Below are 20,612 nucleotides of genomic sequence, written 5' to 3'. Positions count from 1 at the left end.
TACCGGGTGAATTAATTAAAACCCCAAGCTCAATGTTTAACAAGATCTAGGCAGGACTCAAATTGGTGATCCCGGCGGCATCGCCTTGATATCCTCGGCTTTGACCTCCAGTTCGCCGCGCATGAATGACTCAATACGCTTAGCCTGGAAATAATAATGTGCGTTGTATCCCTGCGTATCTTCACCAAATAACTTTTTCTGCCCAAGTGCCAGTTGGAATTTGGCCAGCTGCAACTGCGCCTTAGCCCTTACCGATTCTGCAGCAGTGCGGTCACTGGCGAGCAGCATCAGATGCTGGATATATACATGATTGGCGCGCTGGTGAATCGCCGCCTGCAAACCCGAATACGGTGCATCATCCAAAGCTAACGTAGTGAGTCGCCCCAATAAGCTGTCGAAAGCAGGAATCTCACTACTGCGCGCGTTTTGCTGATCCATACGCGCCGCCCGCTGCGGGTCCAATAGAATCGACAGGGTATGACCCGCCGCGGCCTCGGCCAGAGCCACTGCATCAAACGCCACGCCGGTATGGGAGGGAAAACTCTCCCTGGTCCGTTCATAACCATAAGACTTAGGGGGAATCAGCTGTAGAACCTGTTCCGGCAAGGCCAGAAATTCTGGTGATAAGGTTCCCACTAGCGAATCTATGGCTTGCTGCTGACGCTCGGCGGGCACGAGTGTGTAGCTATTCTGCTCAGCTCCATTATATAAGTAATCGTAATCCAACCCTCCGATCAACTTACCCACCGCTTCCGCCTGATAGCGATGCCCGTAATAAACCGGTACCAGCGTCTCCTCCAGATCGGAACGAGGTGCAGATTTAGGATTTGCCGCACGGGAAAAATTCTCCAAGGCGTGGCGGCGCAACTCTGTCAGACGGCTGAATTCCTCCAGGGGGTCCTTGCCGTTATCCCATAAGTGAGAGGAAGCATGAGCATTGTTGATCACGCGGGAATCTGGATCGGAGATAAAACGCAGTTTTTGTTCCCCTGCCTCGGCAATGGTCCTATCCAGATAGGATTGCTCCTCCTCGCCATTACCGTAGCCATAGCGAATTGCCAGCTTATCCCAAGCGCCGATACCAGTGGCATAAGCCTTGGAGAAATCCAACTCCGTGCCCAATAAAGAAACCAGCGGCGCCGGATAATCCATTACCGAAGCGCGCTCCGCTGCACTCGCGGCAAAATTATGGGCAAGGCCCAGTGTGTGGCCCACTTCGTGGGCTGATAGCTGGCGAATACGAGCCAGCGCCATAGCCTTTAAGGCCGCAGTATCAGCAGATTCGTCGGAATATGGTTGTAGCAACCCCTGGGCGATCAGGAAGTCCTGACGCACACGCAGGGAACCAAGAGTCACATTACCCTTTAGGATTTCGCCGGTACGGGGGTCAAACACGGAGTAACCATAAGACCAGCCACGCGTGGAACGGTGCACCCAGTTGATCACGTTGTAGCGCACATCTAGGGGGTCCGCGTTTTCCGGCAGGATTTCCACACGGAAGGCATCCTTATAACCGACTGCGGTAAAAGCCTGGTTCCACCAGCTGGCCCCCTCTACCAACGCACTGCGTACCGGTTCTGGTACACCTGAATCCACGTAGTAGACAATTGGCTCAACCACTTCATCACTACCCGGTTTTTTCTCTAGACGGTGCCGGTAGATAAAACGCTGATCCAGAGGTTGGTCGATTGCCGAGGCGTAATCACGGAAAGTGAAAGGAAAATAACCGCTGCGACTGTGGAACACTCGCGGCTGGTACTCTCGATCGGGAAGTTCGATTAAGGAGATATGCTGGCGTAGGGAAACCAGAGTCGGGGTTGGCACCACCTCGCGCAAATATTTACCGGGTTTGCTACCGGAAAAGGTCAGCTGAGCCTCAAACTCGCTGTTTTTGGGGAAATTCTTAGTGCGCGGTAAAAAGATCGCGGACTTGGATTTATCCACAGAATAACTGCCCTGCTCCGCCTGTTTCAGGCGAGCCCCAATGCCGTGCTGATCGCTAAGCAAGAAGGGGGTGAAGTCCACCAATGTAGCACCATCATTTTGTGCTAAAACTTCAAATCCCCAGAGCACTGAAGAGGCAAAAGCCTCTTCTACCGCACGGCGCTCTGCCAGATTTTCAGACTCAGCGCGGTAGTGAGCGTTTACCTGGTGCAAGAGTACCTTGTTGCCTACACGCTGGAACTTCACCAAACGGCTCTCACCCACCTGATTGCGGTCCAAGCCCACAGGATTGGACCCCAGCCCCTGAGCTAGACCGGTGAGGAGCAGCAGCTCACGCTCAAACGTATCGATCTGCAACAGCACTCGGCCGCTATCCTCATCCCAGTAGAAATTGTGATACCCACTGTATTTACGCATATCCGCCGTATACTCGGCGATACCCTCGGCTCGAGCTACTGTGCTTAATAGCACCAGGCACAGAGCCATCAAATGCCTGCTGAATGACATTTGCCGTCCCCCAATTTTTAATTATTAAAAGCCAATACCCAGCGGTACCCTGACCACATCTGGATTACGGCCAAGGGTAGCATTTAGAACAACCCCAATCTGTACAAAAAACAGGCTAAAAAATTTTCTTACCTTCTGCATCCATTTGCACTTCCCGTCTCGTCTGAAGGGGAAAGGCACAAAAACAGAGATTCAACTATGTGGAAACCACTTGCGATTTCAACACTAATTGGTTTGGGTGGAGTAGGACAGGCAATGGCACACGGGTCCATTCATATCGATACCGACAACTGTGAGTCAACTCTCGACTACACAGTAAAAGTGGGGCCCGACTTCTTCGAAGTGCACGAGGATGGGGATAAGCAACAATTGGTGTACTTCCATTCACCGGCACAGCTACTGGTAAATGGAAGCCAGATAACTCTGGATGCCCAACAACAACAATTGTTGCAGGAGTATCGCCAAAAACTACACATCGCCGGCCGCGACACCCTTTTAGTTACACTGGAAGCCGTTGATATCGCCATGGACGGATTGTCTATCGCTATCAGTGCTCTCGCGGGCCCGGATCACCCAGAGAACCAGGAGCTTAAACAATTCTCTGCGGATTTAATCCAGCGTACCGAGGATCGCCTCAATCGTGAGGGGGAAATTTACTATCTCGGCGATACTGAGATTGGCAACTTTATAGATGAGACAATCTCCAAAGAGTTTGAACCCCGTATCGAACGCCTGGCCAAGGATGCCGCGGGTACTATCGCCTGGCACGCTCTCAAGGCCGCCTTCACCGGCGGACAGAGTATAGAGGAGCGCGCTACCGAACAGGCAGAGCAGTTATTGGAACAGCGTTCAGAACAGATTGAGCAAACTGCCGAGCAACTTTGCGCCTCTCTGCAGTCCATCGACCAACTGGAAACACAAGTACATCAAGCCGTGCCCGAGCTGGGCGACTATGACCTGGTCAAATAGTATTACTGCCAACCGGCCTTAATTTTACCCCCCCAAACCTGGCCGCTCTGCGGCCTTTTTTTATTTATTACAGTTGCAGATTTTTAAGAAATTTCTTTGCATCGCGAACACTGCCCTTCGCGTGTTCCACATGCGTCATATGTCCGACTTTTTCGTAGGCGATCAACTTACTATTCGGTATTTGATGAGAAAAATATTCGCCTACCTCCAGAGGAATAATTCGATCTTCTGCTCCCCAGAGAAATAAAACCGGAGTCTGGATATTTTCAAGCCCTAAAAGCGGCTGAAAATTGACTGTGGCATTAGCGACAAGATTAATAGCCGTGCCACGATTTTTCTTATAGCGAGAGAGCAGATAAATACGCTCCACCATTTTTTCCGGCAGCGCATTTGAATTGTAGAAAAAACGGGCCCTTAACATTTTCCTCAGCAACCCACGGCTACCCAGATGAGCAACAAAGCGTCGTCCCCAGTAACTGAGTACGAAACGCGCCATCATAGTAGGCATTTTCAACCCCTTATCGCATTGATAACCGCCCGGTGCAATCAAGATTGCAGCTTCAGCAGTATCGGGATGTTCAATCAAGTAGCGCAGTACCGCATTGCCTCCAAAGGAGTGACCAACTAGAACAAACCTCTGCAATCCCATTGTCTCAATAAATCGCGCGATAAAATCTGCCAGGTGCTTCGGGGTATAAGTTCCCCCCGGCAAGGGATCTGTGAGACCGTGGCCAGGAAGATCCACCAGTATTAGATGGTAATCCCTAGCCAAAACTTTTGCCCACTCACCCCAGCCCCCCAAGGAGTCACCACCACCGTGAAAACATAAAAGCAGTGGGCGCCCCTCCCTGCCTACTTCCCGGTAGTTCACCGAGAAACCATCGGTAAAAGCCAACTGGTTGTAGGAAAAACGAGATAATTCGTTGCGGCTCAGATTAGGACTGAAAAACGCGATTCCCAGCAACCAGATAAAAATCAGCAGAAGTATAAGGACAATCCAGAATGTCATAATCACGACAGGGCCTCCCTGGCCCGTGCTGATTGTTTAAGAAGACAGCGTAATCAGAAAAATCATTATTTTATCGAAGTCAATGTCAGCCCTTTGAGGCTGGTCGAGGCGACAGCCACATAAAAGTGCATCAATAAAATCATAAAGAGACCACCAGCCAGAATAAGCCAAAACCGGTTGTACCCCAGGTGACGCATGGATAGGAACCAGGCGCCAAGATTTAACACCTGTAATAGAGCAGATAATCCCGCCAGTAGCGCCGCTTCGGTATAGGCCAGCCAGGTGAGATTAAAAGCAAGGGAGGGAGCCTGAATAATCACCGCAGCAGCCCCCAGCAAGGCTGCAGCCAGGCCGACATTACGCACTGAGTCGAAGGTAATTTCCAAGGCCCGAGGATAATCGCTCATTTGCTCCCTGTGTCCATTTACCCCGTTCTGCCCAATTAAAATCTGTGGGCCAACCAGAAGAATAGACCGCATTCAGCAATGGAGTTCTGAATCCATTAGATAAGCAGCTTTACCGAGGCTTAATAAGTATTGCCATCGCGTATTGCGACAGGGCCAGGCCTTGTACACAGGAACTGCCAGGTTATAAGCCGAATTTATTCCTTAGCCTCAAGCACCTGTTCCATCGCCCGGCGGATAGAATCCAATGACAAAGTAATATCCTCCGCCGTGGTAGCCCAAGAAGAGATGCTGAGACGTAACGCCATTCTCCCCTGCCACACGGTCGTACCGAACCAGCACACACCCTCCTCCTGCACAATACCAACAATCTGCTGCAACGCGGATTCGTCATTGATACTGGCGACCACCTGATTCAGCACCACTTCATTGAGAATCTCAAAGCCTAAATTGGCCAGGCCATCAGCAAACTGACGGGCATAATCGCAGCACCGCTCCACCAAATTAGCTACACCTTCACAGCCCATCTCCTGAATCGCCGCCCAGACCTCAACGCCCCGGGCGCGGCGGGAAAACTCAGGCACCATATCTTTCGGTGGTACCTGAATTCCAGCCTGTAAATAAGGCGCCTGTGTAGTCATAACACGGTGTACTGCCTGGGCCTCGCGACAGATAGCAACGCCACAATCGTAGGGTGTATTCAGCCATTTGTGCCCATCAACCGCCCAGGAGTCCGCCAACGCGACACCCGCAGTCAGGTGTCGCAGCCTAGGTGAAACCGCCGCCCACAAGCCAAAAGCGCCATCCACATGTACCCAGGCTCCAGCCGCCTTCGCCCTAGGGATGATTTCTTCAAAAGGATCGAAATGACCGGAATTTACGTTGCCTGCCTGCAAACACACGATGGTGGTTTCATCTAATTCGGGGAAAGAATCCACAAGTACCCGACCCTGCTGGTCACAGGGAGCTTTCACCAATTGGTCTGTACCAATTCCGAGAATCGACAAGGCTTTATGCACTGTGACATGGGATTCTTCAGATACAATAATCCTCAGCGGCAGTACTCCGGCAAGTCCCTTTTTAGCCAGATCAATACCCAGTTTCTCATATTGACGGTTGCGCGCCGCAGCCAGACAAACCATGTTCGCCATAGAGGAACCAGTGGTAAATCCAACACTACTTTCTTCCGGCAACTCTAATAATTGCAACAACCACTGAGCGGCAATGCGCTCCAAGTAAATTGCCGATGGTGCCGATGATTCGAGTACTGCTACCTGGTCCCAGGCCGCATTTAAAATAGAGGCCCCCATTGCCGCCGGAGTAGAACCTCCGACCACCAAACCAAAAAAGCGACCACCGGTACTCGCCACAGTGGCGGGAGATGCGTAATGATGGAGGTCTGCAATCACCTGTTGCGCATCCTGCCCTTTGCGGGGCAGGGAAGAGTTTAATCTTGCCAACTCAGCCAACTCCAAGGATGATGGACTAACTCTTCGTTCGCGTATTTTGGATATATACTCCTCAGCACATCGACTTGCCTCAGACAGAGCCTTCAAAGATTCCAAATTACTGGTGATGTTATTGTTTCCCATCTTTCCGCCTCACACTTCCCTTTATCAAAATTCCTCAACATTCTTAGGCGGTAGCGAAAATTTCGCAACAAAAAATAAAATATCGATCAAATATGAACGATTGATAAGGTCATAAATCACATCCATTCAAAGCAGATAGCCTAAAAATAATTTTTCGAAATAAAATCCCAGGTCTGCTCACAAAGTAATTGATGCCCAACGGGGTTTGCATGGAGCCCATCTTCAGAAAGCAGCGGAATAATCTCCAGTGAGCCCCATAAACTTTCAAAATCCAGAACGGGGGTGCCCTCACTCAAGGCCACCTCTCTCACCACTTGGCTATACAGCTGTGCATCTTTTTGAAAGAAATAGCTATCACTATCGCGATAGGGCGTTGTTCGCCGCTCATCAAAGGGGATGCCGGTCATGACAAAGCTGGGGGCGATTTTACTGGATGCTTGCAGTAGCTCTAACATCGCTTGACGAAAAAAATCCAAGGCTACCGTATTCTTTGACTCTTCCCCACCAATACGGCAAATATCATTATAGCCGGGGTAGAGTCCTATTAAATGAGGTCTTCTCACAGAGAGTTCCGCTGAAACGCGCTGAGTAAGCGATACAACACTTTCACCAAATATTCCCAATGCGTAGACTAAGTTTTTGGGATTCAAAGGTTCGAAACGGAAACGAAACCTTTGAACGAAGCCTCCCAGCTCCGTATCACCTCGGCCATAGATGGAGCTGGAACCAATAAAGGCTAACTTTTTGGGAACTCTTCTAGTCATAGGAATAACCTACACGTTAATTTGGATTGCCTACACGCTACAAGTCACCACCAACAGAAAAATAGTTTAAAAAATAAATGAAACGCGAACTTAAAGAGCAATTATTCAAGCAATATAAAATTCCTATATGAATAGGCGGGTAATACACCCATTTACCGCCCGTCAACAAATTTCAAATGATATTCGATAGTTATGCAGGAATTTCTTAAGGCCGACGTTTGAGAAGTCAATCACGCGAGAATCCAATCTTCTCCGCGCCCAGTTTTTGCTAAGCGCATCCTCTAATATCCATTGACCCAGACTGCCTGCCAGGTGGTTGCGTCTCTCACTCCAGTCTAGACAAGACTTGCACAATGGACGCCGAGCATTTTTCAACCCCTCAATATCAACACCTAGATTTGAAAAAAATCCCCTCCCTGTTTCGGTCAATTCCGCACTCTGAGACTCTTCGATGATGACACCTTCTGCCATTAAAGAGTCATATAGGGCAACACCGAGGCTCCCGGCCAGGTGATCGTAACAAATTCGAGCTTTTCTCAGGTCCGGATTTGCAGGGCCAGTACCAACACTTCTTTGCGTCTGCGTACAACTTATATTGAGCAGCTTCTCCAGTATTTCCGCCACCTCATGATCGCGCAACTGAAAATACTTATGGCGCCCCTGTTTGCGCACCACCAGTAAACCACCCTCGGTGAGCTTGGATAAATGCGTACTCGCTGTCTGAGCACTAATATCAGCCTCACAGGCCAACTCGGTTGCCGTCAGAGCTTTGCCACTCATCAGTGCCATTAGCATTCTCGAGCGAGTCTTATCACCAATCAGACCCGCCACCAGGGAGATATCAGGCTCCATACACACACCAGATAGTTCGTTGTAGATCGAAGCATAAAAAATGCCGAGCCATAGAATGCAACTTATTCCTAACAGAGGCAAAACCTATGACGATTACCTGCTTTATCGAGTATCGTATAAACCCCCATCAACTGGATGAATTCAAAGAGTATGCAGAGAATTGGGGACAAATTGTCCCTGAGTGCGGAGGCGAACTCTTAGGCTATTTTCTACCCCATGAAGGCACAAATAATCGTGCCGTTGGACTGATCAGTTTCGATAGTCTGGTGAGTTACGAGCAATATAGAGCACGACAAAAATTATCGGAAGATGGCCATCACAATTTTTTATTTGCCCAAAGGCATCAATTTATTCTGGAGGATAAGCGCTCATTCCTCACCGCTGTCCCATCTACTTATATACGCTTGAAGGGAGGCTAGAGCCTTGATTGCAGTAATCTTTGAAGTTAAACCTAAAAAGGATAGCAAAGAGGTCTACTTTTCCAAAGCACGGCAACTGAGAGAGTTCCTCGAACAGATTGATGGGTTTATCTCTGTGGAGAGGTTCGAGAGCCTCACCAATCCAGATAACCTTCTTTCGCTATCTTTTTGGCGGGACGAGCAAGCCGTACGATCCTGGAAGTGCCAGTTCCAGCATCGGAATGCTCAACAACTGGGCAGAGACAACCTGTTTGATCACTACCGGATACGAGTTGCCAAAGTAATAAAGGATTATGATATTGATCGAGGTGATGAGAATTAATCCTCTTTAGCTTTCAATTTCAACCACTACTCTCAATGGGAAGTATGCTTCCCTATTGAGAGGAGTTCTGAGTTTCGACAATCGATATCCAATTGAAAGAAAGGGATTATCAAATTCGCACCGTCCAGAAAAGGCGGATAACATTTGCAGAGAAACTATAGGCTGGCTCGCTTCCAGGTGTTATGGCACTGCCATCATCATTCACCGTTACGTCTAGGAAGTCTTCATAGTCAAAAAGAATATGATCCCAGTAGAAACTAATACTGTTCTTTTGGTTGAATAGCGACCAGCGTTGTGGCAACTCATAGGAAATCCCCAAACCAAAGGCCAGGGTGGTAAAATTACTCATTTCCTTATCTCGCGCGCGGAAATTAGTGGCATTCAGATAAGGAAATAAGTCGCTATAAAAATCGGCGCTGGATTGTTGGTAATAGCGGAACTTACCTTCTAGAATCCACTCATCTTGCTCTTCCAAGGGATGGGTATAACGAAATTCAATATTATCCGCATTTATCCCCCAACTATCCGCATAGCGACGATACTCACCTTTTATGGATGCGCGGTAGGGCAACCGATATTTAGCCCGAATAGACACGGCATCACTGTTGCGTGTTCTTGGGTAAAGCTCAGCCTGGTAACTAAAGCCTGTACCAGATGCAGGGTCCAAGTAGCGTACGCTGCGGTAGGGGTTGTTGAGAAATCCCTCATCGGAGACCGTCTCGACACTCAACTCAGCAATCAACTTTTGAGTAAGTATCTGGTTCCAGCTGAACGCGTAGCGGCGATGTTCCGCTTCATCAGCAAAATTATCGTCGCCATTTCGATATACATCGTCGCTACCATAGCTGACACGTAGATCAACGGTGCTAAGATCACCGAAAAATCCCTGGCTGATACCAAAAGCAACTGTCTCTGCCTCATAGTCATTTTCCGAACTATTGGTATAACCCACACTAATGGTTGTTTTATCTAGCAAATAGTCTGCACCGAGAGAGTATTGATCTCGCTGTTCAGAATATTTACTGGCAGTTGCTTCCACATCAATAGAGGCTCCGGAAATCATATCCACATAGTAATTTGCAGAGAAGGAGACATTGCTACCAATATTCTTGCGAATCAATACCGAGGGGCCATCAATGGTCACGCCTCCACCACTATAGGCATGATACATATTGTCGGCCCGCTCCTCAGGTAACACAGCAGCAGAAACGTAGGCCGGAAAAAATACCCCTAAAGCGAGGCAATAGCGCAACAATTTAGTTACAACCACATCCGCCTCCACTACCACCTTCGGCTCCCCTGGCCGCTTCACGAGCTTCATAGACATGGTTCATATAACTGGCGGCAACCGGATCTCTTTCAAAACTCATAATTGGGTCCGCCAGATATTGACGTTCGTAAGGAGCAATCCAGGGCGTTACTGTGCAGCCACTGAATAGCGATACCGACAACAGCGGCAACAAGTAGCGCAACATAACTATTACTCTCGGATTAATTCCTTGATAATCTTTTTATAGGCTGCCTCATCACCGTCGCGATAGCCTTTATGGATATGACGGACATTGCCATCTCTGTCTATAAAAACGGTGCTCGGCATAGCATCAATACCGTACATTTTGCTCACCTCACTGGTGCTATCAAACAAGATGGGGAAATCCACCGGTATTTTCCCCAATAATTTCTCAGCATCAGATCGATGTGCATCCACATTTACCCCCCAAACCTGAAAACCAGCTGCAGAGTAACGCTCGTGTAACTGATCCAGTAAAGGCATTTCTTGCCGACAGGGCCCACACCAGGATGCCCAGAAGTTCAGCATAATCACTTCACCACGCTGTTCCGCCAGGCGCAGGTTTGCTCCTTGATTAGAAGCCAGAGTGAAATCTCTAGAAGGTTCGGAAGCACTAATTCCTATCGACGATACAAGTAATACAAATGAGACAACGAACCGTAACATATTAAAAATCCTTATCGACTATTTTTAAATAATTAGAAAAATACAGTAAATCCTAATTGGCTAGACAGGTTGTGGGTGGTTTGTGCCTCGCCAAATAATTCGTGTTCAAATACGTGATCACGCACATCAAAACGTAATGCCAACCAATCATTGGCCAACAAACGCACTCCGACACCGAAGTTGTAGGTAAAATGCTCTTCATCTGCAAAAGAGGTATTTCCGGCGCCACTTACCAAGTAAAAATCAGTATTGAATGCCCAGTCATCCGAGATAAAATATTCACCTTGAAAAATATTCCAGCCCAGAGAGAAGTTGTAATAGCTCAGCTCCCTTTGCTCATCGGTCAATAGAGGAGCAGCACCACTTAAACGCTCAAAGCTGGACTCACCTAGCTCAGTTTGCGCATAGGTGCCCTCCATAAATAAATCTTCAGTAATATGGTAGGAAACTGATGTACCATAAAGTGCATTGGAGCCAAAGTCTTCTACATTAATAACCCCGGCAAAAATACCCAGCTCAATATTTTCACTATCGATCAGTGCATCACGCACCTCACGACGCTCCAAATCTGAAACGACAATATCTGCGATAATATCCTCACCTTGCTGGGCAACACAGGCTTGGGCACTAAACAGTGTGGATAGGGTTGCAGTGCCTATAGATATACGTCGAAACCAAGTTTCCACTCGACTATCTCCTGATTATTTTCCCGCGAGGTGAGCAGGTAGTGGTTGGCGTATTCCGCCTTAAGGGCAAAACGGCGCGATAAATAGGTTTTTATCCCTACGCCTGCCAGCATGACTGTATCCTGGCGATCTTCTGTAGCGATAATAGTTGCGTTAGGCGATGTGATATTCAGACCAGCACCAAGTAGAAAATAAGGAGACATTCGCCAGTGTGGGAACGGCTGATGTACTACTGCCATTTGATACACTTGGCTATCAGAAAACTCGCCGACTGCCTGAGTAGCCCGAAATTCGGTAGCTAAATTAGAAGTAAATTGGTAGCCGAGCGTTGTCCCCAAAGAGTTGGCTCCGGCAAAATCGCCATAGGAGAAACCCAGATAAAAGAAACCTGCATCCACGTCCCTGAAATCAGGTAGGGGAACTCGCACCAGTTCACCTTCCTCGCCATAAATTTCCTGCAGATCCGAAATCCGTACCCAACCGGTTTTATTACGCGGTGCCAACACCTTTACCCAATCGGTACGGCGCTTAAGCAACCAGATTTTTTCGCCATATTCAGCTACGTGAAAAATCGGATAGCCACGACCGGGGCCTCGATAAATATTGATATATGCATTACCCACTGTAACCCGCTCAGCGTCATCAGGTATGTCGGGTTGAGCATCGATAACAATGGGATTTATTGGGTTCGCTTTTTCTTCTTCTGCTGGGCGTCCCTCTGGTAAATTCTCCAAAGCTGTTTGCACTTCAACGTCTACCCCCTCAACGGCTTGTGTAGCGTTGGCACCATCTGCAAATACCAAAGCAGAGAGCAAGTTGGTTCCCAACAGTAGGGTCGTTAAAACATATTTTTTAATAATGGACATAGATCAATCAGCCGGTGCAGCAAAAGGATCGTTATAGTACTGGGCGCCGATATCCAACCACTCAGCAATCAGGCGTAATTCAGCTGGCTGCAATAATCCCGCGTGCGCACCACCGGGAGAGAACACTGGAAAAAAAGTACTTTCTGCCGCATTTTCAGCCAGAACTGAAGAGCTGGTTACAACAACCATCACCGGAATAGGATTACCATTCGCATCGAGAATTAAATTGCCATCTTCATCGGTTTCAAACACCGGATTGCCCTGGTTATCCGTCTCCTGTCGCATCCGCGGAGTTAAAATCCCGCCGACAAGATCCAATATCGGACTTTCAACCAGTAGCTCGGCATAAGAGGTAAACCAAGCATCGTTTGCACTGGATGCGCTGGCGGTGAGATCCAGTTGCGCAGCGGGGACTCGTGTAGCGCCAGCGGCATCTACTGGGGAGTGGCAGGCTATACAGGTGTTGTCACTGATCACTGTGCCGGTGTTATCCACAACCTGACGTGGTAACTCCCAGATTGGCTGGATATGCTGTTCGTAGTGAATAACACTCCGACAATTGCTATTCCAATTATCTAGACAGACCAGCGGCGCAGGGATTTCAGTCAATAAATCGGCGTAGGTCAGGGATATATCAGTATCTTTGGCGCGAACTGCTGGATCGGTCCAGACATCAGAAAAGTGTATACCCCCTTTTAATCCAACTTCTCCAACAATCCGAGCCAATAACTGCGCCATGGTTTCACCCATTTCTGCCTGCAACGCGGGCTCGGTATTGGCAAAGGGCGCTGCAGAAGTCGGGGCTCCCTTCCAGGCAGATTCCAGCTGCATATCCGCGCGACCATGCGCGACTTCACTCTCGCTAGTGTGACAGCCATTACAGCTACGTACTTCGCCAGGTCGCAACTGCAGCCAGTTATTGTGCTGCTCAAAAATTCTCTTGCCCTCAGCATCCACTACTGAAATTGCGAAGGGAATATCAGCTGGTACTTTGACTCGTACAGAACCATCGGGTTGTATAGGTGTATAACCCAGGATTTCACGCATACCCTGTCGACGGTTGCGCCCAAAAGCCGAACCATCAAAATCCAGAATATCATCGTCTGGAATCGCCACCGCTTTAACGATACGCAGGAAACGCGCGGGGCGGTCATCGGCAGTAGTGATAGCAGGATCAGCGAGAGTTTCTATTCCCGCTATATCCTCACCATCAAAATCGTAGACACTACGGACATCCAAAATACCCACTGACTCCTGCACTAGATCGCCATCTACGTCTATTCCAGGAATTGGATCGGGAATATAAGTTGGCTCCGTGCGGGGCTCCAGGACCACACCCTCAGAAATCATTTCGCCTTCTTCTGCGACGATAATTGGCAATTGGGTGCCGGCCTCGAAATCATAGATCCACAGGCCAAAAAGCGGATCAGCTAAAACCGGCTCCTCTTCTTCCCCTATTGTTTGCGGGCAAGGACGCAGTAGCTCCGTTTCTTCCTCCACAATACGACATTCACTCCAGGAGACGAGCAGTCTGCTAGTGCCATCGTAGAAAGGCCACGCTGCAGAGAATGTGCCATGGTATGAGAGTGTCCCATCAGTGGTGACTTCAGCAAAGGAGATAGAGTGCTGACCAACCAGCTCACCCTCGCCGCCGGCCTCACTGTAGGCTTCGCTGTAATTTATTCCATCGATAGCCACTAGGTCGCCGCCGTAACTTACTCCCGCAGGTGAACGCAGGTTTACCAGTAAACGTCCATCTGGCATTTCACGCGGTTTGGAGAAAGTCGCAATAGAGTTTTCGGTGCCGGTTTCCTGGCTGTGGTAACCATAATGGAATGACAGGTCACTACCATCTGGTTTGATGGTATAGAGGCTTAAACGATCTACACCGGCGGCATTATCCCAACGATTAAACAGGATCCGCCCATTATTCAGTACAGTAGGATTGAGATCGTGGCTTTGATTGAATGAGATCTGACGAATATCACTGCCATCCGTCTCCATCACATGTAATACAAAAGCGGGCGCATCCTGATCATCTGTCAGAGCAGAAAATTGCGGTTTATTATCATCCAGTAACAAAGCACGCGCTCGGCGTTGGCGACTAGAAGAAAAAACTATACGTCCATCTGGCAAAAAAGCCGGGGCAACATCCTGCCCTTCCTCTGCAACAAGGTCGGATTGTATGACTCTTTTCAGTTCTTTGGTTTCAAGATCATATAACCAGATATTCCAGGTAGGCTGCTTATCGTCATCAGCATCTTCCAATTCCGGTGCGCGCATCGCGAATATCAGGCGCTGGCCATCTGCTGAGGTATTCAGGTCTTTAACATCGTAGTCACCGGTAAAAACTTCTGCGGTAATTACCGTCTCTGCAGCACTTGCTGTAGCCCGATCCTTAAGGACCAGCTCGGCTCCAGGGAAAAAATCCTGGGGTTGGTATACGCTGTCTGGCTCCAGGGCACCTTCATCATCCTTAATAAGCTGGCGACGCACGAAGGCAATAGGGTAATCCACTGCCACCGGATCTTCCGCCTGTTCCCCACCACTTGAGGAACCACCGCCACTACAAGCAGCTACCAACAGCAGTAGCGGCACTGCACGCAAAGATTTCATTATTTTTTATCCACCCGGCATAGGCACCAGCAATATGCCGGTAATATTTGCTGAAGGCCCTTCATTATTCTGTGCGCGGTTATTAGCGCTGAGGGTAATTCTCGCAAGTTGCGCACAAAAAGTTTGCCAACTGGGACGCAAATATTAAAAGTCATTCTGACATTATCGAAATTCGCTTTTAGTATGCCTTGACATACCCCACTGACCCCATCGACAAAATAATCCAATGAAAAATAATTCGTCCCGAGCGCATAAGATCCAGCTCACAGTGGTAGGCGCAATAATTGGGGCCGGCCTTTGGAATCTTCCAGCTCTCGCTGCCCCACAGGATCAGGCCCTGCAAATTCATAGTCGTATCACCGGCACCATTCCCTCTGAAAGTGTATTGCTGGATATGGCCGAGGACATTGCCAACGGCGATCCTGCCAGCGCTGCCTATACAGCGATGCAACACGATGATTTCTTTAATGTGACCCTGAAAAATCTGGCCACTCCCTGGACTAACGAAGAGCAGGATGTGTTTGCGCCATTGAACGATTACAGTGCAACCGTTATCGGCATGGTGCGGGACGATATGGATTTTCGCCAATTGCTATCGGCAAATATTCTGTATACCGGGAATGTTTCCGGGTTGCCAGGCTACAGCACCAGTAATAATGATCACTACGAAGCTCTGGAAGCTGGTGGTTATTCCCTGAAAGAAAATCTCACCCAACAGAGTCAGTCATCCCTCAATGGACTCCCTGCCAGCGCCACCGCTGGGGTGATTACCAGTCGCGCCGCAGCAAAAGCCTTTTTTAGTGCTGGCACCAACCGAGCTATGTTCCGTTTTACTCTGCTCAACCACATGTGCCGGGATATGGAACAAGTGCAAGACAGCACTCGGCCACCGGATCGAATTCGCCAAGATGTGAGTCGCAGCCCAGGTGGGGATAGCCGGGTATTCCAGAACAACTGCGTCAGCTGTCATAGCGGCATGGACCCTATGGCCCAAGCATTCGCTTATTACGATTATGTCTACGATGCGGACAATGATCCGGAAGGTAATAACGGAGCCCTCGACTACAACGGCGCAGGAGATACAGACCCGGAAACCGGTAGTCGCGTGAAGGCCAAAAACCATATTAATGCGGCAAATTTTCCCCATGGATATCAGCTACCCGACGACCGCTGGGATAACTACTGGCGTGAAGGGCCCAACCTTCACCTGGGGTGGAGCAGCGCCCTGCCCGGTAGCGGTAACGGGGCAAAGTCTCTCGGTGAAGAATTCGCTAATAGTCGTGCTTTCGCCACCTGCCAAGTCACCAAAGTTTTTCGCCAAGTGTGCTTACGTGAACCCGAAGATGCCAGTGATCGCGCACGCATAGAAACCATCACGGACAACTTCAGCAGCTCCGGTTACAAACTGAAGCAGGTATACGCCGACACTGCAGTTTATTGCGCGGGGGATTAATAATAATGAAAACTTTTAAAAACCTGCAGATATTCACCTTCCTGTGCACAGTCGCATTTCTTGCCGCTTGTAGTGGCGGCAGTGGCCAGGATACGGAAGAGCAGCCAAATACCAACCAATCCAATAATGGTGCCAGCTATTCAGGGCCAGCACCAGAAACCGAGGATGTCAAACAGTACAAGCGCTATATCTGGGATAACCTGGCCGAACAAAATCGCTGTGGTAGCTGCCACGTAGAAGGCGCACAGAGCCCCCATTTTGTGCGTGGTGATGATATTAATGCAGCCTACGATGTTGGTCGCGAATTAGTAAATCTGAGCCTCCCAGAGGAATCTCGCCTGGTCACTAAAGTAGGTGGTGGGCACAACTGTTGGCTCTCCAGCGACGACGCCTGCGCTGAAATTATTACCAATTATATTGAAGAGTGGGCCCGAGCCAGCGGCGGCCTCAGTAATACCGTCACATTAACTCCCCCTATTGAACGCGATGTGGGTGCGAGTAAGAGCTTCCCGGTCTCCAGTAGTAACTTCGGTACTACCGTTTACCCGGTACTACGTAACTACTGTGCCAACTGTCACAGTGAGGATGCCGCGCTCACACAAAAACCTTATTTTGCCAGCTCCGATTTGGATCTCGCCTACGAAGAGGCGAAAAGCAAAATGAACCTGGACACCCCCGCGGACTCACGCTTCTCCGTGCGCCTGGGTAGTGAATTTCACAACTGTTGGGATGATTGCTCAGATAACGAAACTGAGATGACAGCTGCCATCCAGGCCTTTGCCGACAGTATTGCTCCTACTGAGGTCAATCCAGATTGGGTCCTTAGTAAAGCCCTGCTTCTCACCGATGGCATCGTCGCCAGCAGTGGAGGCCGCATAGAAAATAATGCGATCGCCCTGTATGAATTCAAAACCGGCAGCGGCACCACGGCCTATGACACCTCCGGGGTAAACCCAGCCATTGATTTAGCTCTTTCAGGCGATGTGGAGTGGATCGAGTCCTGGGGTTTACAGCTGAAAGGGGGTAAGGCCCAGGGCGCTACGGCTACGAGTCGCAAGTTATACGAAACCCTCACAGCCACCGGCGAATACTCCATTGAGGTTTGGGCCGCGCCGGCCAATGTCACCCAGGAAGGTCCCGCGCGTTTAATTACCTATTCCGGCGGCGACGATATTCGCAACTTTACCCTTGGCCAGGCGCAGTACAGTTACACATTCCAGAACCGCAGTGACAATACTGATGCAGATGGAATGCCCGCTCTGATGACTGATGATGCCGACCAACTGGTACAAGCCAGCTTGCAACATGTGGTCACGACCTACGACCCCATCAACGGCCGTAAAATCTTTGTAAACGGTGCCGATACTGGGGAAATGGACCCAAGCGAAGCGGGACTCTTAAGCACTTGGGACGACACCTTTGCCCTAGCGGTTGGTAGTGAAGTGAGTAACGGAAATAGCTGGCAGGGTTCTATCCGCATGCTGGCAATTCACTCTCGCGCACTCTCTGCCGAGGATGTTGCCACCAACTATGAAGTAGGTGTGGGAGAAAAATACTTCCTGCTATTTAAAGTTGAAGAGCACACCGGCATTGCCGAAAGCTATGTAATGTTTACCGTTCAGCAGTTCGACAACTACGCCTACCTGTTCAGTGAACCTACCTTTATCAGCCTGGACGAAAGTGTCGATCCGAAAGGTATCGCTATTGAAGGCATGCGTATCGGTATTAATGGTCGCGAAGCGGAAGTGGGTCAGTCCTGGGCCAACTTCTCCACCGAAATCGATGATAGTTATGTGCCCCTGCAAGGCCAGCAGCTGTCGAGGCTGGGCACCATCATTACCCTCGATAAGGGCCCGCTGGAAGATGAGTTTTTCCTCTCCTTCGAACGTATCGGCAATGCCACTTTTACCCGAGTGGAACCCACCCCTGCGGCCCCACCGGAATCGGCGGACCTGGAAGCCCAACCACGTATCGGCCTACGGCGTTTCGAGCAGATCAATGCCAGTCTGTCACGTGCCACCGGTATTTCCAGCGCCCACCCGGATGTGATGGAAACCTGGGAAGCCGTGAAGCGCCAGCTACCTGTCTCCAGTGATATCACCGGATTCCTGGCTGCACAGCAAATGGGTATCACCCAGCTTGCCGTGAAATACTGCAGCACCCTGGTAAATTCCAATGAGCGCGGAAATTATTTCCCAGGCTTTGATTTTAATGCTCCTGTGAATACGGCTTTTGATAGTCCTAGTAAACGAGCATTAATTATCGATCCACTGAAACAGAACGTACTCGGCCACGAAATGACCTGGCACGACGGTAGTCACTCACAGCTCGCTAGTGCACCCCCTTTATTTGATCAGGATTTAGATCAGGATGGAAAGTTTGAAATACAAGGGTTGGAAGATGAGTTGAATCGACTCATTAACACTATGACCAATTGTGGGAATAACTGTGCATCAGATCGCACCGAAACCACGGTCAAGGCGGTATGCGCCGCTGCCATGGGCAGCGCTATGATCCTGATTCACTAATTAATAAAACGTGCTGCCACCCAGGTACGGTTTTAAACACCGTACCTGGGAAGATCAATCACAGCCTAGTCAAGATTGTCGAAAAAAATTTCAACAGTCTGTTAAAAATTCAAAAAATAATTTACCGGCATCCCGGATAAAAATCCGCAAAGATTATGAGCAAGAAAAAACATTTTGAGCTGGACCAACCCCTACGGCATCCGGACCACCATCGCCCGGTAACCCGTCGTGATTTTCTCGCCCAGGGTTTTCGTACGGGCATGGCTACCATCCTCGGCGGCTCGATATTCAGCATGTTCGCCAATCCACGTAATGCCCATGCGGAACTATCCGACGATTTAGAAAAACTACGTGGCATCTGCGGGGTAAGCGCTAAAGGTGCCGAGAAAATCCCCTTTATCTGTTTCGACCTCGCCGGTGGAGCCAATATCGCTGGCTCCAATGTATTGGTAGGCAAACAAGGTGGCCAAATGGATTTTCTTGGCACGGCCGGTTACAACAAACAGGGCCTGCCGGGCGATATGATCCCCTCTGCGGGTGCAGGTTTTGTCAACACCGACCTGGGCCTCGCCTTCCATAGCGACAGCGGCATATTGCGCGGTATCTTGGAAAAAGTGAGCTCCGGCACTGCTACCGCTACCAACGGTGCGGTGATCCCGGCGCGCTCGGAAAACGATACCGGCAATAATCCTCACAACCCCATGTACGGAATCAACAAGGCCGGGGCCAATGGTTCCCTATTGGCCCTGATCGGCTCTCGCTCCAGTGATTCCGGTGGTAACTCCATGGCTCCGTCGGCAATGATCAACCCTGAAGTTCGCCCTACCAAAGTGGACAGGCCTTCTGATGTAACCGGCCTCGTAGATGTGGGTGACCTGGTGGGCCTGCTCAGCCAGGACGATACCGTAGCGGTCATGGAGTCCATGTACCGTATTTCTAATGCCAAGCTGAGTAAGGTAAACACCCGCGTGGGAGCCGACGCGATTATCAAGGAAATGATTCGCTGCGGCTATATGAAGAGCGCCGACCTGGCCGACCGCTTCGGTAATCCCGCCGTTCTAAACCCCGAGGCCGACCCGGATATCGTCGGTCCCTCTGGTATTTTTACCAGCGCTGAACTGAGCGGGGATGGGGAATTCCGCAAAACCGCCTCAGCAATGAAACTAGTGGTGGATGGCTATGCCGGTGCCGGCACTATCACTATGGGCGGCTACGACTACCATACCGGCGACCGCGCCACCGGCGAGATGCGCGACCTGCGTGCCGGTCGCTGTATTGGCGCCTGCCTGGAGTATGCTGCACGTCGCAACCAGCCGCTGATGATTTATGTCTTCAGCGATGGTTCGGTTTTCTCCAACGGAATGATCGACGACTCTGTCGAAGGTCGTGGCAAGGGCGTGTGGACCGGAGACGATCAGCAAACCGCTGCTTCTTTCTTCCTGGTATACAACCCTGCGGGGCGCCCGCAATTACTCGGTGGCAGTGCCGACGAACAGGCAAGACACCAGCAGCTGGGTTATATGCGCTCCTCCGGGGATGTAGAAACATCTTCGAGCCCCGCCGCCAACAACGTCAATCTATTGGTGGAAACTGTAGTGTTGAACTACCTGGCCCTACATGGTGAACAAGGTAACTTTGCCAGCCTCTTCCCCAACCATGGACTCGGAAACGGCACTCTCATAGACAGCATGACCGCTTTTGCCCCCATAAGATAATGTGAAATC

At 49.8% G+C, this 20,612-nt stretch carries 18 protein-coding genes; 6 read left to right on the top strand and 12 right to left on the bottom strand.

Annotation, left to right across the window (positions count from 1 at the left end; genetic code table 11):
- Positions 1-57: 57 nt before the first annotated feature.
- Positions 58-2,451, bottom strand: a complete 2,394-nt coding sequence (locus ACXAFI_RS00405; RefSeq protein ID WP_475107234.1) for a zinc-dependent metalloprotease — start codon at positions 2,449-2,451, stop codon at positions 58-60.
- 255 nt (positions 2,452-2,706) lie between these two features.
- Here ACXAFI_RS00405 and ACXAFI_RS00400 point away from each other — a divergent pair, with 255 nt between their 5' ends.
- Positions 2,707-3,420, top strand: a complete 714-nt coding sequence (locus tag ACXAFI_RS00400; protein ID WP_475107233.1) for a DUF2884 family protein — start codon at positions 2,707-2,709, stop codon at positions 3,418-3,420.
- A 67-nt stretch (positions 3,421-3,487) separates the two neighbouring features.
- Here ACXAFI_RS00400 and ACXAFI_RS00395 read toward each other — a convergent pair whose 3' ends face one another.
- The 5 genes from ACXAFI_RS00395 to ACXAFI_RS00375 form a co-directional block, all read right to left on the bottom strand.
- Positions 3,488-4,429 (bottom strand): alpha/beta fold hydrolase, encoded by a 942-nt coding sequence (locus ACXAFI_RS00395; RefSeq protein WP_475109784.1) that lies wholly within the window; start codon positions 4,427-4,429, stop codon positions 3,488-3,490.
- Between the two features lie 65 nt (positions 4,430-4,494).
- Positions 4,495-4,836, bottom strand: coding sequence for a hypothetical protein (locus tag ACXAFI_RS00390; protein ID WP_475107232.1), 342 nt, complete (start codon positions 4,834-4,836; stop codon positions 4,495-4,497).
- Positions 4,837-5,030: 194 nt separating this feature from the next.
- Positions 5,031-6,293, bottom strand: coding sequence for a pyridoxal phosphate-dependent decarboxylase family protein (locus ACXAFI_RS00385; RefSeq protein WP_475107231.1), 1,263 nt, complete (start codon positions 6,291-6,293; stop codon positions 5,031-5,033).
- A 272-nt stretch (positions 6,294-6,565) separates the two neighbouring features.
- Entirely contained in the window at positions 6,566-7,189 is a 624-nt protein-coding gene (locus tag ACXAFI_RS00380) for a GDSL-type esterase/lipase family protein (RefSeq protein WP_475107230.1), read from the bottom strand.
- A 162-nt stretch (positions 7,190-7,351) separates the two neighbouring features.
- On the bottom strand, positions 7,352-8,041 hold the full coding sequence (locus ACXAFI_RS00375) for an ArsR/SmtB family transcription factor (RefSeq protein ID WP_475107229.1): 690 nt from the start codon (positions 8,039-8,041) through the stop codon (positions 7,352-7,354).
- Between the two features lie 86 nt (positions 8,042-8,127).
- Here ACXAFI_RS00375 and ACXAFI_RS00370 point away from each other — a divergent pair, with 86 nt between their 5' ends.
- On the top strand, positions 8,128-8,460 hold the full coding sequence (locus ACXAFI_RS00370) for an NIPSNAP family protein (protein WP_475107228.1): 333 nt from the start codon (positions 8,128-8,130) through the stop codon (positions 8,458-8,460).
- Between the two features lie 4 nt (positions 8,461-8,464).
- Positions 8,465-8,782 carry an antibiotic biosynthesis monooxygenase family protein gene (locus ACXAFI_RS00365; RefSeq protein ID WP_475107227.1) on the top strand — a complete coding sequence of 106 codons (318 nt, stop codon included), beginning with the start codon at positions 8,465-8,467 and terminating at the stop codon, positions 8,780-8,782.
- Positions 8,783-8,891: 109 nt separating this feature from the next.
- On the opposite strand, the gene ACXAFI_RS00360 is transcribed toward ACXAFI_RS00365, so the two are convergent.
- From ACXAFI_RS00360 to ACXAFI_RS00335, 6 genes are read right to left on the bottom strand one after another with little or no spacing between them, the layout of a single operon-like run.
- Entirely contained in the window at positions 8,892-10,052 is a 1,161-nt protein-coding gene (locus tag ACXAFI_RS00360) for a DUF3570 domain-containing protein (RefSeq protein ID WP_475107226.1), read from the bottom strand.
- Entirely contained in the window at positions 10,039-10,257 is a 219-nt protein-coding gene (locus ACXAFI_RS00355) for a DUF4266 domain-containing protein (RefSeq protein ID WP_152455513.1), read from the bottom strand. Before ACXAFI_RS00355 ends, ACXAFI_RS00360 begins: the two co-directional genes overlap by 14 nt.
- 5 nt (positions 10,258-10,262) lie before the next feature.
- Positions 10,263-10,739: a TlpA family protein disulfide reductase gene (locus tag ACXAFI_RS00350; protein WP_444920341.1), complete on the bottom strand. Its 477-nt coding sequence runs from the start codon at positions 10,737-10,739 to the stop codon at positions 10,263-10,265.
- Between the two features lie 32 nt (positions 10,740-10,771).
- The gene (locus ACXAFI_RS00345) at positions 10,772-11,425 is read right to left on the bottom strand and encodes an outer membrane beta-barrel domain-containing protein (protein ID WP_475107225.1); all 654 of its coding nucleotides are present in this window, start codon (positions 11,423-11,425) and stop codon (positions 10,772-10,774) included.
- Positions 11,395-12,291 (bottom strand): SH3 domain-containing protein, encoded by an 897-nt coding sequence (locus tag ACXAFI_RS00340; protein ID WP_475107224.1) that lies wholly within the window; start codon positions 12,289-12,291, stop codon positions 11,395-11,397. Before ACXAFI_RS00340 ends, ACXAFI_RS00345 begins: the two co-directional genes overlap by 31 nt.
- Positions 12,292-12,294: 3 nt before the next feature.
- On the bottom strand, positions 12,295-14,907 hold the full coding sequence (locus ACXAFI_RS00335) for an HzsA-related protein (RefSeq protein WP_475107223.1): 2,613 nt from the start codon (positions 14,905-14,907) through the stop codon (positions 12,295-12,297).
- Between the two features lie 226 nt (positions 14,908-15,133).
- On the opposite strand from ACXAFI_RS00335, the gene ACXAFI_RS00330 reads away from it, so the two are divergent.
- From ACXAFI_RS00330 to ACXAFI_RS00320, 3 genes are all read left to right on the top strand, one after another.
- Positions 15,134-16,360, top strand: a complete 1,227-nt coding sequence (locus tag ACXAFI_RS00330) for a hypothetical protein (RefSeq protein WP_172975460.1) — start codon at positions 15,134-15,136, stop codon at positions 16,358-16,360.
- A 5-nt stretch (positions 16,361-16,365) separates the two neighbouring features.
- On the top strand, positions 16,366-18,888 hold the full coding sequence (locus ACXAFI_RS00325) for a LamG domain-containing protein (protein WP_475107222.1): 2,523 nt from the start codon (positions 16,366-16,368) through the stop codon (positions 18,886-18,888).
- A 155-nt stretch (positions 18,889-19,043) separates the two neighbouring features.
- Entirely contained in the window at positions 19,044-20,603 is a 1,560-nt protein-coding gene (locus tag ACXAFI_RS00320; RefSeq protein ID WP_475107221.1) for a hypothetical protein, read from the top strand.
- The last annotated feature ends 9 nt before the right edge of the window (positions 20,604-20,612 follow it).

This window comes from Microbulbifer sp. ABH2_005 (assembly GCF_056160005.1).
This window is presented reverse-complemented; position numbering and strand designations above follow the sequence as displayed.